Below are 13,533 nucleotides of genomic sequence, written 5' to 3'. Positions count from 1 at the left end.
CACACCGTAGAGGCAGAAACAGCGATAAACCGTTTCTTAACTATCCTGTCTGTCCAGCTTCACCGCAGCTTCCGGCGTCGTGACCGGCTTGCCAATAACGAGGAGCTTGATGATGCCCCATGCCACCAGCCAATACACGACGATCGCCAGCAGCGTTGTCCACTCAAGAACACTTCCTTCCACGCGGGAAATACGGAACACATTCAGAAACGGTGCAGCAAAAGGCGCAGTGACGTTATAGATGAACTGCGTGAATCCCGCCTGCGGATTGGCCGCAAACAGTTTCAGCAGAAAACGGAATGCCAGCAGTATTTCAAGAAGGCCGAGAATGTACCAGACAGCCTGCGTGCCGCGGTAAAGCGGTTTTGTACGTGGAGAATTTGTTGCGTCCATACGGGTGATCGTACAGGTCTTTCCGGAAATACCATACGAAAATGCAGAGAAACTAATGATTTATTTCTCCAGCCCTCTTCCTCTCGGCAATGTCCGACCCACAACCGCATCGGGTATGGATTGAACATGAAATGAGTGTGTAAAAAAAATTTAAAGTTCTCATCACAAAGTTGCAATGCGCCCGCAATCCAGATTATCCTGCCTATATGCCTTCCACAAAAATCTTCCGCAGTATTGGTGTTATTGTCCTCGGTATTGTTATTGGTGCAGTCTTATCCGTCGCCACCGACGCGATTCTGGAATCGACAGGCGTCTTCCCGAGTTTTGCAGAGCAGCAGGCAAACGGTTCACCGACGTGGTTACTGCTCTGGGCCACTCTCTACAGAACTATCTACACATTCATTGGATGTTACATCGCCGCACGCTTGGCGCCGGGCAATCCGATGCGTCATGCGATGATTCTTGGTGTACTTGGTTTCATTGCAAACATTGCAGGCGGGATTGCCATGTGGCACCTGGGTCAGCACTGGTATCCGATCGCGCTGGCGATTCTGTCTTTGGGAGCGGGATGGGTTGGCGGAATGCTGAGCAAGAAAAAATTGCGGTAGGAAGAGATGAACTCTCGCTACCGCGGGGGTGTCATACGAACGTTATCAATGTTGCAATGTTCGTCACAACGTTCAGTACGACCATCAGCGTTGTGGCACACGCCACAAGGCAACGACGCATGCGTATGAGAAAGTGTTTCATGCGCTCTCCTTTCTAGACGGAATACGTCAAGAAAACTATACCACATCTTTCCGTATCAGCAATCGATGCCACATTACCGCCCTGTCACACTATCGGGCTGCACGGACGGATCGGGCGTGAATAAACCCAGCTCTTCCATTTTTGCCGCACCGTTTCGGACAATATCCGCATAAGTGGGACCAAAGCTGAGGACAGCAAGGCAGGTATCAGGGGCAGTTTTGTAGTACTGAAAACAGCGCTCCGCCTGTGCTTGTCCTATGCGCCAGTTTTCAAAACGGGGCATCATGCGGGGCCACGATCCAAGGTGAAGATACAGAATACACACGACGAACACCGCAAGCAGCCATTTGCTTTTCGAAAGAGCAAGAAGGTAGACAGTACCAATCCAGGGTATGCAGGTGAAAATAACGTACCGCGCCTGCAAGCCATACATATCCCCAAAGCTCGCTCGTCCGAATGCAATCAGCAACGCACACGTCACTCCAAAAATAACGACACCAATCCATGGGGATGCCTGTTTCACTGACCTGCGCACTCTCCACAGGGAGAGGAGCAGTACGCAGCACAGTATTCCTCCGAAGATGCCGGTGCGGAACCAATCTTCAGAGAGCGATGATCCGAGAAGAATCATCGTGAATGTGAAAAATTTCCATGGGACAAACTGCTCCAGGTCCTGGTGATACTGCAGACGTGTCGTCAGGAAAATGAGCACGCACAGGAGCCCGGTTGCAATCCAGACTGTGAGCGGCAGATATTTCCATCTCTTTGGCGTATGTGTGAGGAGAACCGGAAGGGCTGCAGGCCAGATGGCAAAGCCGAATGTCAGACCGAACGATGCGAACACTGCAAGTCCTGCTGCCCCCATCAGTGCCATCCACGAATGCGGTTTCACAAACAGGATGAAAAGAACAGCCACTGCAAGTGTTACAATCAGCGTGAAACTGACATATGGCTGCACCCAGGAAATCCAGGGCACCGGAGAAAAGAGAATGACAATGGCAGTAAACAACAGAAGCATTCTCTGCCAGACAGGCAGTGCTGTGTGCGTCCGCTCAGCAAGACGCTGTATGAAGAAAGCGGTACACAGAATGCTGAGATGCGTGAGAATTGTATAAAAAATCAGGCTTGCTTTCGTCGGAGGCAGAAGTGCGGGATGCAGCATCCCGAAGAATGAAAACATCAGATTGAAAGACAAAACGATATGCTCATTGATACCGGTAAAAAGCACTGATGCAGTCGGATATCCCTTTTTCACAATGCTTTCGGTGAGCGGGAGAAAATCAAAAAAATGATCACTCGGAACAAACACCGTAAAGTGATACGTCGTCCATGCGGCAACTGCGGGAGGCACTGCACACAGACACCACAATGCTATCCGTATCCACGGCACAGACTGAATCGTCATATGCGCACTGTAGCATAGTCATAACAGATACCAATCGGCCGGATACAAAAAACGCCCCAGCCGAAGCCAGGGCGTTGATGTTCGACAATTAGGCGGCAACAACGTTGATTGCTCTCTTGCCCTTAGGACTGTCCTCAACATCGAAACTCACAGGAGTTCCTTCGGACATAGACTCGAACTGTCCGTTTGTAGCGGACATGTGGTAGAAAAGGTCTTCTCCACCGCCTTCTACAGCAATGAATCCGAAGCCTTTGTCGTCCATTTTCTTTTTAATGGTTCCATTTGCCATAAAAATGAGATGAAAAAGTGATAAAAAACAGAAGAAAAACTCTTCTTGCAGGAACTATAGAGCATGTTTTCTCATAATGCAAATGATTTGCATTTGTAATTCATATGCATTAATCTGCCGGTACAGTTTTGCGTCTCCTTCCCGCGTCTGCATATGTTTCTCACGACTGTATACACCCTTATAAGCGTCATTGTCGTCGGTTTACTGGCGCTGATTGGCATCGTCCTCTTTCTCTTTGAAGAAAAGGTGATCCGGAAAGTCCTCCTTTCTTTTGTCAGTCTGTCGACTGGCGCACTGCTCGGTGACGTTTTCATCCACATTTTGCCGGACCTGGCAGAAAACACAGAGACATTCTCCCGCAGCCTGCTTGTTGTGCTCGGTGGCATTCTCTTTTCGTTCATTCTTGAAAAATTCATTCACTGGCGCCACTGTCATGTGTTGCCGTCCGGCGAACATCATCATCACCCGATGGGTATTATGAATATGGCAGGCGAGACACTGCATAATTTCATTGATGGCCTCGTGATTGCAGCGGGATATCTTGCAAGCCCCGCTATCGGTCTCTCCACCACACTGGCCGTTATTCTCCATGAGATCCCGCATGAAGTCGGAAATATGGCGGTGCTGCTGCATGCAGGATTCGGACGCAAGAAAGCGCTCTTCTTCAATTTCCTTTCCGGTGTCGCCTGTCTGCTCGGTGCGATTCTGGTTCTTGTCTTCGCACAATCATCCGCAGGCCTCGCCGATATGATGTTGCCGTTTGCTGCAGGTAATCTTCTGTATATTGCAGGATCCGATCTGATTCCTGAACTCCATAAAGAAACACGGCTGCCTCATGGCATCGTGCAGTTCCTCTGTATTCTTGCGGGAATGGCACTGATGTATGCAATGGTTCTGTTTGAATAATCCCCCTCTTTCGTATGACCGTGACTGATTCTTCCATCATCGATGCCCTGAAGAAGAAAGGACATAGAATTACCATTGCCCGAAAGGCGGTGATTGCTCTCGTGACGAACAGCAAAAATCCCCTGTCCGCGCTGGAGGTGCATGCACTGCTCAGAAAAGAACAGATGGATGTCAGCAATGTGACAGTATACCGCGAACTCGCGTTCCTGGAGGACGAAGGATTCCTGCACGGAGTAAGCCTGAAAGACGGCGTGAAACGTTACTGTCGCTCGTCGGAAGGACATCACCATCATCTGGTATGCACGGGCTGCAACACAGTCGAAGATGTGCACATGGAACCGGATCTGCAGGTGATCGAGAAAAAAATCCGGCAGGAGAAGTTATTTAATGTGCAAAGTCACTCGCTCGAATTTTACGGACTGTGTCCGAAGTGCGCATAACACCGGACATCTGCATCAGTTTCTGCGCGACAGGATTGCGCGGTTTCCACGTTTCATCCATGTCGGCTCTTCCAGAGAAACGACGACAGGTTTGGGTTTGGCAGTGGGATGCTGCGCATAATACGGCGCACGCGTACCAGTGAATGCACGCAGAGAATCTTTGGCCATGGGACTGTCGTGTGCAGCGACAAGCATCTCGCGCCAGAGAGGAACGGCGGCATTGAGTCCGTCTGCATTCGCCGTCAGTGGTGATCCATCGACATTGCCCATCCAGACACCGACAATAAACTGCGGCGTGTAGCCGATGCTCCAGACATCGCGCGGCAGCATTTTTTTGCAGGCGGTTTTGCTTCTCTCCAGACAGACGTTGCTTGTCCCTGTTTTCACAGCTTCGTCGATACCCGGCACATTCGTCACCGTCCGCCAGAATCCTTCGGGACGGCTGCTGGCTTCACTGAGCATGGCAGTGATGGCATCTGCAACGGAGGAGGGGATCACTTCCGAACCGCTGCGGCTTTCTGGTAGGTAGGAATTGCCGGATGCATCTTTTACTGCGCGGACACCGGTGAGCGGACGGTACACACCGCTATTGGCAAAAGTGGAGTATGCCTGCACCATTTCCAGAAGCGGCACTTCTGCAGCGCCGATGGCGAGCGGCCAGTTATAATCGAATGCCTGACCGTCTTTGGTCAGTTCTGTGCGCGTCGAAAGCGGCGTCGCAGCACCGATACGTGCAGCAAAATTCAGAATGCGATCTTCACCGACTGCGGAAAATGCGCGGATAGCAGGAATATTTCTGGAGTGATTGAGTGCCTGGATGAGCGGGATTTTTCCTTCAAAATCACCCGCGTAATTTCTCGGGCTCTGTCCACCAATGGTGAGCGGCGTGTCGGCAACAATTGTTGTCGGTCCCCATCCTGCATGCTGCATAGTCGCAGCATAGACAATGGGTTTGAAGCTGGAACCGGGCTGACGCGGGACAGTCACCATGTCGATTTTTGATCCGCTCGCACTTCCGAAGAAATCGACATTCCCGACATATGCAAGAATTTCCTGCGTATGTGTGTCCGCGACAATCATCGCAATGTTGTGCGCATTATATTTTTCTGCGATACGTTTTGCATGGGCAGCAGCAAGTGTTTCGGCCTTTTTCTGAAGTGCAGAATCGATAGTTGTCGTCACGGAGAGTTCATCATGCAGCGCGCCTGCCGGCAGTTTTTTCCGGAGCGTCTCCAACATGCTCAGGACATAATGCGGTGCCTGCATGGTGCGGACGTTGGGTTGGAAACGCAGCGTCAGCAGTTCACGGTCAGCATCGTTCTTCAATGCAGTATTGATGTACCCCTGCTCCTCCATATTCGCGAGCACCTGATGTGCACGACCCCCGAGGATCATAGGGCCGCTGCGGCCGGGAAGCAGCGCCGATGTTCCGGTTAATCCGATCATCATTCCGCTCCCTGATGCGGATAACTGCGTATACCTGTGTGATCCGTATGGACTGTAATACGTCGGCCGCTGTGTGAGGGATGCAAGCACCGCAGCCTCCGCGACCGTTACTTCACGTACATCTTTTCCAAAAAAATGCCTGCTCGCCTGCTGCACGCCGGCTGTCACTCCGCCAAAACTGATCCAGTTTAAGTAGTGCGTGAGAATCTCGTCTTTGCTGAGCACTGTTTCGAGTTCGCATGCAAGCGTCAGCTCTTTTATTTTCCGGACAAATTTCTTTTCAGGTGTGAGAAGTGCTGTGCGTACAAGCTGCTGGGTGATGGTCGATGCACCCTGTGATTTGTAATCTGTGGTATTTGCCAGAACGGCACGACCGATCGCGCGCCAGTCGATGCACCCTCTGCTCCAGAAACGCTCGTCCTCTATGGCAATGAAAGCATCTTTGACCACATCCGGAATCTCATTGCTTTGCAGCCAGACGCGATCTTCTTTCTCATAGGCAAAATACATATCGCCCCCATCGCGGTCTTTCACGGCAATACTGCCGGGCGCTTTCCATAGACGTGCATCATGCACATCGGGAAGCGTCATCATGAAAGCGGCAAACACCGCACATCCGAAAAAAAGAAGAATGCATGCAATCAGGATCCACTTCCTGGCAAACAGCCATCGCAGTTCTTCGGTAAATGTGCGTGATTGTCCGACATCAAAAACAGGGTGACGCAGGCGATTGATAGAGAGACTTATCTGATCTACGAGAAAAATCCCCACTGGACGCACTGATTCATAGAACGTTCCATAGAGCGAAAAGAATCCATCCGCTGACATCAGATGGCGGAGAAGGTCCATAACATTTGCAGATATCTCCGCAATTTTTTGTTCCAGACTGTGCCATTGTTTGCGGTACGTCAGGTGCATCACACGTATGACGCAGAATGCCGGCCACTCATGACGAGAAAGCACTATCGCAGTTGTACGAAGCGTGTTCTGAAAGAATACGGGGAACATAAAAAAGAGCGTGCAGAGCACGCTCTTTCAGGATCATCCTATAGATGTTTTATTTGATAGCGCTGAAATTTGCAGACGCTTTATCCTCTCTGTCTGCCTTCAGACGGAAGACGATTTCTGCCATTTCTCCGCGTGTCAGGATCTGATCAAAACGCTTGATGCTCGTCGGGATAGCGTGGAGATCGGACAAACGCTTGACGTACGGGCGGTACCAGAATTCTCCGGCCTCTTCGTTTTCAATCTGCAGAGAGAACACATTGGAGATGATTTTTGCCGCTTCAGCAAAATTAATGGAAGCTGCAGGCTTGTATGTGCCATCCGGGTAACCGTCAATAAGGTGCTTGATTTTTCCGTAACAGACTTCCGTGGCATACCACGCGTCTCTCGCCACATCGGAGAAGAAGACGGTCTGTGCAGTCTCCGTCAGACTGTCATTCACACAGCTACTCATGTTGTTCGTATCGAGAATGAGCGGGTTAATCACAAACTTCAGAAATTCCGCGCGGTTGATGCGGGATGACGGCTTAAATGTTCCGTCCAGATATCCCTTGAGGACATTCTGGGTGCGGAGATATTCAATACCTTCAAAATACGTACTGCTTTCCGGAACATCCGTAAACGGCTTCTGGGAAAATGCCGCGTCCTCTGCAAAGGCCGTGGCGCCCAAAAGCATGGAGCCGATGATGCCCAGGCTGAGTGATTGTCTTACAAACATAATAGAAGGTGGGGAAAAGAGAAGTAAATCACACATAAGACAGAATAGCGACGCCATTCTTACAAATGCCGGATGCATTTGGCCGTCCTCAGCAAAAAAGGCTGCTTGCCATCCTGAATGAATCCATGCAGATGGTTACAGCCTTTTGAGTGCGGATGCCCGCTCTTTTCATCATAGACGTCTCGCGGGTGCGGTTACGTCCGGCGGTCATGGGAGTGAATCTGTGTACTCATGGGAATGGAGGAGGAAAGAAGTAAAAGTGATGGTTAACCAAGTAACCTGAGTATACGAATCACTTGTAAGAAAATTGTGAAACATGCGTCGAAAAAACGCGAAGATCGTGTACAATGTGTCTATATTCTTTTTTCTTTTCTTTCATGACTACCCGCCTCCTGCCTCTTGTTCTCAGCGCTTTTGTCCTCCTGTCCGCATGCAGCGATGCTGACCGTGCAGCAGTTGAAGAGTATCTCAGTGAAGGAGAAGACATTGGAACGGAATTAAGCGATGCCGGTACGCAATTCAGCACACTCATGAATGTCCAGGCCAATATCGGTTCATGGACAGAGGCCGAGAAAGCAGAGTTGCAGGCTGTTGCAACCAGAATGAAAGACCTTGCGGAGCGCGCAGAAGATATGAATGTGCCATCTATCCTGAGCGATGCACATCCGCATCTTGTGTCCTCCATTGAGGAAATGAATCTTGCTGTGCAGGGCATTGTTGATATCGCAAACGATCCGTCAAAGATTACCGAAAAAGCTGCAGAGATTCTTGATGAGCACGGTACGAAAGCGGAACAGTACGGCAACGACTATGTGACAAAAATGCAGAGCACCATCGCGGAAAAATATCCGGATATGCTTGAATAAAGGTCTGAAAAAGAGATCCGGGAACGTTACTGTTCCCGGTTTTTTTTAATATCCGGTTTTCCGGTAAGACATATGCTGCAGGCGGGTCATAGTTCTGTTATGCGCTTTTTATTTCTTTCCACATTCTTCCCTATGAAAAAATCTATTGTTGCGGGCGCAGCGTTTCTCTCCCTGCTATCCGCTTTGCCCGTCATGGCAAAAAATGATAATGGCCTTCACCTCGGCGCGAGAGCTGATGCAAACATTGAGCTCTTTGGAAAGACCAACGCCGATCCTGCCTGTATGCAGGCTGCAGTAAGACAGCGCGGCACAGCATTTGTCGATGCGTTCAATGCATACAATCAATCGATTGTGAGCGCGTTGAAAATCAAAACAGACGCTGAAGTGTCTGCATGGGCAAAAGTAAGTGTCTCTGAGCGCGCCATTGCGATTGCTGCCGCAGAGAAAACATTTACCAGTTCCTATAACACTGCATCGAAAAAACTGCTTCAGGCAAAAAATGATGCACGCCAGGTCTACAGCAAAGCGGCTCTCTCGTGCATGAAGAAATGGTCTTCCTCCCGTTCCAGCACGTCATCCGTCTCCAGTGGACAGAGCTCCACCACATCGAGCGCTTCCTCCGCATCCACCGTTGCCTGTTCGGATCTCTCAGGCAAGTTGACGGGTGCGTTCACACTCACCTCCCCCATTAATGACGAAGGGCGCAAGCTCTCTCTGACCGGAACCGGATCTGTGAATGGCGGTTCTGTGCAAATGAATGGCGTCATCAATGGACTCGGATTTGTAGCAGTCGGACGCGCAGCGGGCGATATCACCATCACACAATCCACGCAGGGAACACTGGTGCTTCATCTCGAGGGTCCGGTACAAAGCGGATTCTCCACTCTCCCGAAGTCCTTCCGGTACACGGTTAAAAGCGCCACAGGCGTCTTTGCGAACGTTGATACAACCGGCGAAGCGGAACTGCAGCTGAAAGGCGATCTGAATGGATCGTTCCGCCTGGAATTCAAAGGCAAGTGTGACAGATAAAGAATCATGAGAAAGTAAAAAACACCCCGTTACTTCTACGGGGTGTTTTTATAAGAGAGTGAATGGAGTAGTATCAACACACTTGCTTCCACTCTTCTCATGAAAAAAGCATCCACACTGTCCCTCATAGTACTCACTGCTTTGCTTGGCGCCTGCACCACTGTCGATACACGGACAGAGGACCAGCATGATTCCATGAGCATGCATGACATGACCGCATCGCTGGAAGGAAAAACCGGGGACGACTTCGACAAAGCATTTATTGATGCAATGATCGAACATCACGAAGGTGCAGTCGATATGGCGGAGCTGGCACTCGACCATGCAAAGCATGAGGCCATTCACACGCTTGCAGAGGCTATTATTGATACACAGCAGAAAGAGATTGCGCTCATGCAACAGTGGAAAGACGCATGGGGCTACTGATTTTTTCCTGCAACGTACGTATATGCGATATTTCAGCCGATCATCGGTGATACTGACCGGAGCCGTCTGTCTTTTCCTGAGTGCATCCATCGCTTTTGCACAGGAGAGCGAACCGCGGGAGGAATTTTCAAAAGCGGAGGTCATTGCCATCATGAGTGAAGAGACAAACGATGATTTTGGAATGAAGCAGACTGTGCAGCATTTGCGCCTGAAAATTCTCAGCGGACCGGAGGCAGGGAAAGAAATTCCGGCGGAGAACGGCATTGTGAATAACCGTGCAGATATGCGGCTGGATGTCGGGCGCGTTATTGTGCTCAGTAAAACATTCAGCGCGGACGGCAGCGAATTGTATCTCATCAAAGAATCCTATCGTCTCCCGGCACTTATCTGGCTCACTCTTGCGTTTGTGGGTGTGACGATTCTGCTCGGACGCAAAACCGGACTGACCTCGATTGTCGGACTTGCGGCAAGCATTCTCATTCTCGTGCTCTACATTCTCCCGCGCATTGTTGCCGGTGATGATCCGCTTCTCACATGCCTGATTGGTGCTGCAGCAATTGCGTGTTCGTCTCTGTATCTTGCGCATGGATTCAACAAACGCTCATCCGTTGCACTGCTCAGTACTGTTGTGACACTCGTCATTGCGGTCCTTGTGTCGATTCTGTATGTCTATGCAGCTGCGCTCTTCGGTCTGGGATCGGAAGAGGCGGTGTTTTTGCAGACGGGCCCGCTGCAATCTGTTGATCTCCGCGGACTGCTGCTCGGCGGCATGATTATCGGCTGTCTCGGTGTGCTTGATGATATTACAACCGCACAGTGTGCGGCGGTTGATGAAATCAGCAAAGCGAATCCCTCACTTTCAATCCATGATCTCCGGAAAGCAGGATTCTCTGTGGGACGAGAACATATTGCATCACTCATCAATACTCTCGCTCTCGCCTACGCCGGAGCATCGCTGCCGCTGTTGCTTCTCTTCAAAACGCAGGCGACCTATCCGCTCTGGGTCACGCTCAACGGAGAATTTCTTGCGGAGGAAATTGTACGCACGCTGGTCGGAAGTATGACACTCGTCGTTGCTGTGCCGGTCGCCACGTATTTTGCTTCACAGATGCTGCGGGCAAAGCCGGGATCACGCCCGGTGAAGAGCACAGCAATGGGGCATCATCATTGAGATCATTCAGTGAAACTTTTTTCCGTCTTTCATCATCTCGAGAATCAGTGCCATTCTCTTTTCACGCGTTTCCGGTTTCTTTGCAGTCTGTAACCGATAGGTGATGGCATACCGGTTTGCTTTGTTGAGCGTCTCGAAAAATGCTTTCGCTTTTTTATTCTTGTTCAGTGCCGACAAAAAATCTTCGGGGATCACTGATGCCGATGCCGCATCGTACGCACGGTCCCAGCGGCCGTCTTTCTTCGCAAGATCAATTTGCAATTGACCGGACGGTTGCATGCGTCCTTCTTTAATAAGTCGCTTTACATGTTCAATATTGCGCTTCGACCACGGGCTGCGTTTGCGGCGCGGCGTGAACGCCTGCACCCACGACTCTGCATCATACGTATTCTTCTGACCGTCAATCCATCCGTAACACAGCGCACTGTCGAGCGCTTCGTCGTAGGTGAATGTCTGCTTGCCGGAATCTTTTTTAAACAGCTGCAGATTCACACCCACTTCATCCGTATAATTCTTACTGAGCCACTTTTCCCAGTCTTTCTGGGATTTGCAGGTGAGAACCGGCTTTGGCGGAGCTTTGGGCATAGCCTCAGTATAAGACATCCATACCCAAAGATCCTATCGCCAATCTCTGATAGGCTAAAACCCATATGTCACGCCCCATAACCCATAACCGATCACCCATAACCCACGATGTTATCGTTATAGGCGGCGGCCCTGCCGGCATGATCGCAGCCGGAAGAGCTGCTGAGCTCGGGGCAAAAGTGATCCTGCTCGAAAAAAATCCGGGAACCGGAAAAAAACTCCTCATCACCGGTGGCGGGCGGTGCAATATTCTGAATGCAGAATTTGATACCCATAGACTCGTTGATAAATACGGCAAGAAAGGAAAATCCCTGTTCTCCGTGTTTTCACAATTCGACGCGCAGGCCACGCGCGATTTTTTTGAGCAGCGCGGATTGAAAATTAAAGTCGAAGCGGAACAGCGTGCATTTCCGGTTTCCGAGAAAGCAGCGGATGTGCGACTGGTGCTCCTCAAATATATGCAGGAAGGTAATGTGGAGATCCGGACGGATGCAGAAGTGAAAGGAATCGAAGGCGCGAACGGAAAAATTACGGGCATTGTTCTTGCGGATGGAAAAATTTCTGCGCGCCACTACATTCTTGCAACGGGCGGGCTCTCACATCCTGAAACCGGATCAACCGGTGACGGATTTTCGTGGCTGAGCAATCTTGGACATACGGTGATTACACCGGATCCTGCATTGGTCCCAGTCACCCTGAAAGATACGTGGGTGAAAAAAGTGATGGGCATCTCTCTCAAAAATGTGCAGCTGACGATTCTGCAGAATGGTCAAAAGAAAGCGGCAGCAAAAGGAAAAATGCTCTTCACACATACCGGCCTCAGTGGACCGCTGGTCCTCAATATGAGTAAGCAGATCGGGGCATTGCTTAAAGAAGGGGAGGTCCTGCTCTCGCTCGATTTGTTCCCGGCGCTTGATCCCGGTGCGCTCGACAGAAAAGTGCTGGACGTGTTTGAGCAGGGGAAAAACAAACTGATCCGCAATAACATCGGCGATATTGTACAACCGAGACTGGGGGATATTCTCCTGAAGCTCGCGCATATCAATACCGACACGCCCCTCTATCAACTCACCAAAGAAGACCGCACCGCGTTCGTCACTATTCTCAAAAATGTTCCACTGCATGTATCCGGGTTACTCGGGACCGATAAAGCGGTCGTGACGGGTGGCGGTGTCCTTCTGAAAGAAGTGGAATTCAAAACCATGCGTTCAAAACTGTACGACAATTTATTCCTTGCAGGAGATATTCTGGATTTCGACAGACCATCCGGCGGATTCAGTTTGCAGATCTGCTGGACGACCGGCTACGTCGCGGGGTCGCATGCGGCAATTCCTCTTTCTTGATCAGCATCAGTTCACGTTCGAGGAAGAGCGTGAGAATGGAACGGAGCACAATGATGGCACCGAGTTTCCCAAGGTCATCCCAGCTCGGGTTTACCAGTGATTCAATAATATCTTTCCCGATGAGAAATTCGAGACCGAGGGTCAGATACTGCCCGAGTTCAATGCGGATACCGGAAACTGTTCTGTCTTTTTTGATGATCTGCACCGCAAACATCCAGACACCCATCAGCGCGCCATACATAATAATCATAATGCCGATGTAGCCCACAGCTTCTCCGAGCAAGCGGCTGATTGTGCTCAGTGTGCCGACCTGAATGAGTTCTTCCAGAAAGGTAAACATGTGTGTATGGGTGTAATCTGATTAGTATAGCAGATTTTGCACCCTAAAACCACACACAAAAAGGGCGACCGGAGGCCGCCCTTCAGGATTTCTCAGTATTTATGCCCGCTTCAGCATACGTGCGAGCAGAAGCAGGATAACCGCACCGACAACGGCCATTACAATATTGCCGAGCGTGCCGTAGGCAGTCACGTTCAGGACGCGGAAGATAAATCCTCCGAGGAGCGCTCCGACAATACCGACCACAATGTTGCCGACAATACCGAATCCGCCGCCGCGTACAATCACGCCAGCGAGCCAACCGGCAATCAGACCAACGAGAAGAAACCACAAGATATCCATACAAAAGAGGGGAAGGATGTGAACAGATACTATGACGTATAGACGGGCATCGTCTTACAAAAAACAAGAATAGGGACAA

General features: G+C 50.4%; 16 protein-coding genes. 8 read left to right on the top strand and 8 right to left on the bottom strand.

Annotated features, from left to right (window positions below):
* Positions 1-36 precede the first annotated feature (36 nt).
* Entirely contained in the window at positions 37-393 is a 357-nt protein-coding gene (locus K8942_01475) for a DMP19 family protein (protein UPA22866.1), read from the bottom strand.
* Positions 394-599: 206 nt separating this feature from the next.
* On the opposite strand from K8942_01475, the gene K8942_01470 reads away from it, so the two are divergent.
* Complete coding sequence (locus K8942_01470; GenBank protein UPA22865.1) at positions 600-1,001, top strand: hypothetical protein; 402 nt, start codon at positions 600-602, stop codon at positions 999-1,001.
* 215 nt (positions 1,002-1,216) lie between these two features.
* Here K8942_01470 and K8942_01465 read toward each other — a convergent pair whose 3' ends face one another.
* A complete protein-coding gene (locus tag K8942_01465; protein ID UPA22864.1) occupies positions 1,217-2,548 on the bottom strand; it encodes a hypothetical protein in 1,332 nt (443 codons plus the stop codon).
* Between the two features lie 88 nt (positions 2,549-2,636).
* Positions 2,637-2,837 (bottom strand): cold shock domain-containing protein, encoded by a 201-nt coding sequence (locus K8942_01460; GenBank protein UPA22863.1) that lies wholly within the window; start codon positions 2,835-2,837, stop codon positions 2,637-2,639.
* 153 nt (positions 2,838-2,990) lie between these two features.
* Here K8942_01460 and K8942_01455 point away from each other — a divergent pair, with 153 nt between their 5' ends.
* Positions 2,991-3,743: a ZIP family metal transporter gene (locus tag K8942_01455; protein ID UPA22862.1), complete on the top strand. Its 753-nt coding sequence runs from the start codon at positions 2,991-2,993 to the stop codon at positions 3,741-3,743.
* Positions 3,744-3,757: 14 nt separating this feature from the next.
* Positions 3,758-4,183, top strand: coding sequence for a transcriptional repressor (locus tag K8942_01450; GenBank protein ID UPA22861.1), 426 nt, complete (start codon positions 3,758-3,760; stop codon positions 4,181-4,183).
* Between the two features lie 15 nt (positions 4,184-4,198).
* Here K8942_01450 and K8942_01445 read toward each other — a convergent pair whose 3' ends face one another.
* Complete coding sequence (locus tag K8942_01445; GenBank protein ID UPA22860.1) at positions 4,199-6,637, bottom strand: penicillin-binding protein; 2,439 nt, start codon at positions 6,635-6,637, stop codon at positions 4,199-4,201.
* A 49-nt stretch (positions 6,638-6,686) separates the two neighbouring features.
* Complete coding sequence (locus K8942_01440; GenBank protein UPA22859.1) at positions 6,687-7,352, bottom strand: S-layer homology domain-containing protein; 666 nt, start codon at positions 7,350-7,352, stop codon at positions 6,687-6,689.
* A 377-nt stretch (positions 7,353-7,729) separates the two neighbouring features.
* Between K8942_01440 and K8942_01435 the strand changes: the two genes are divergently transcribed.
* From K8942_01435 to K8942_01420, 4 genes are all read left to right on the top strand, one after another.
* Positions 7,730-8,218 (top strand): hypothetical protein, encoded by a 489-nt coding sequence (locus K8942_01435; protein ID UPA22858.1) that lies wholly within the window; start codon positions 7,730-7,732, stop codon positions 8,216-8,218.
* Positions 8,219-8,350: 132 nt separating this feature from the next.
* The gene (locus K8942_01430; protein UPA22857.1) at positions 8,351-9,247 is read left to right on the top strand and encodes a hypothetical protein; all 897 of its coding nucleotides are present in this window, start codon (positions 8,351-8,353) and stop codon (positions 9,245-9,247) included.
* A 99-nt stretch (positions 9,248-9,346) separates the two neighbouring features.
* Positions 9,347-9,673, top strand: coding sequence for a DUF305 domain-containing protein (locus tag K8942_01425; GenBank protein ID UPA22856.1), 327 nt, complete (start codon positions 9,347-9,349; stop codon positions 9,671-9,673).
* A 22-nt stretch (positions 9,674-9,695) separates the two neighbouring features.
* Complete coding sequence (locus tag K8942_01420; GenBank protein UPA22855.1) at positions 9,696-10,844, top strand: YibE/F family protein; 1,149 nt, start codon at positions 9,696-9,698, stop codon at positions 10,842-10,844.
* Between the two features lie 6 nt (positions 10,845-10,850).
* Here K8942_01420 and K8942_01415 read toward each other — a convergent pair whose 3' ends face one another.
* Positions 10,851-11,429 (bottom strand): YdeI/OmpD-associated family protein, encoded by a 579-nt coding sequence (locus K8942_01415; protein ID UPA22854.1) that lies wholly within the window; start codon positions 11,427-11,429, stop codon positions 10,851-10,853.
* A gap of 65 nt (positions 11,430-11,494) precedes the next feature.
* On the opposite strand from K8942_01415, the gene K8942_01410 reads away from it, so the two are divergent.
* Positions 11,495-12,772 (top strand): NAD(P)/FAD-dependent oxidoreductase, encoded by a 1,278-nt coding sequence (locus K8942_01410; protein UPA22853.1) that lies wholly within the window; start codon positions 11,495-11,497, stop codon positions 12,770-12,772.
* On the opposite strand, the gene K8942_01405 is transcribed toward K8942_01410, so the two are convergent.
* Both K8942_01405 and K8942_01400 read right to left on the bottom strand, forming a co-directional pair.
* The gene (locus tag K8942_01405; GenBank protein ID UPA22852.1) at positions 12,705-13,112 is read right to left on the bottom strand and encodes a DUF1622 domain-containing protein; all 408 of its coding nucleotides are present in this window, start codon (positions 13,110-13,112) and stop codon (positions 12,705-12,707) included. The genes K8942_01410 and K8942_01405 overlap by 68 nt on opposite strands.
* A 99-nt stretch (positions 13,113-13,211) precedes the next feature.
* The gene (locus tag K8942_01400) at positions 13,212-13,454 is read right to left on the bottom strand and encodes a GlsB/YeaQ/YmgE family stress response membrane protein (protein ID UPA22851.1); all 243 of its coding nucleotides are present in this window, start codon (positions 13,452-13,454) and stop codon (positions 13,212-13,214) included.
* Positions 13,455-13,533 lie beyond the last annotated feature (79 nt).

The organism is Candidatus Peribacteria bacterium (assembly GCA_023038255.1).
Lineage (GTDB): Bacteria > Patescibacteriota > Gracilibacteria > Peribacterales > Peribacteraceae > CALREJ01.
Note: the sequence above shows the minus strand (reverse complement) of the source record. Positions and strands in the feature narration are given on the sequence as shown.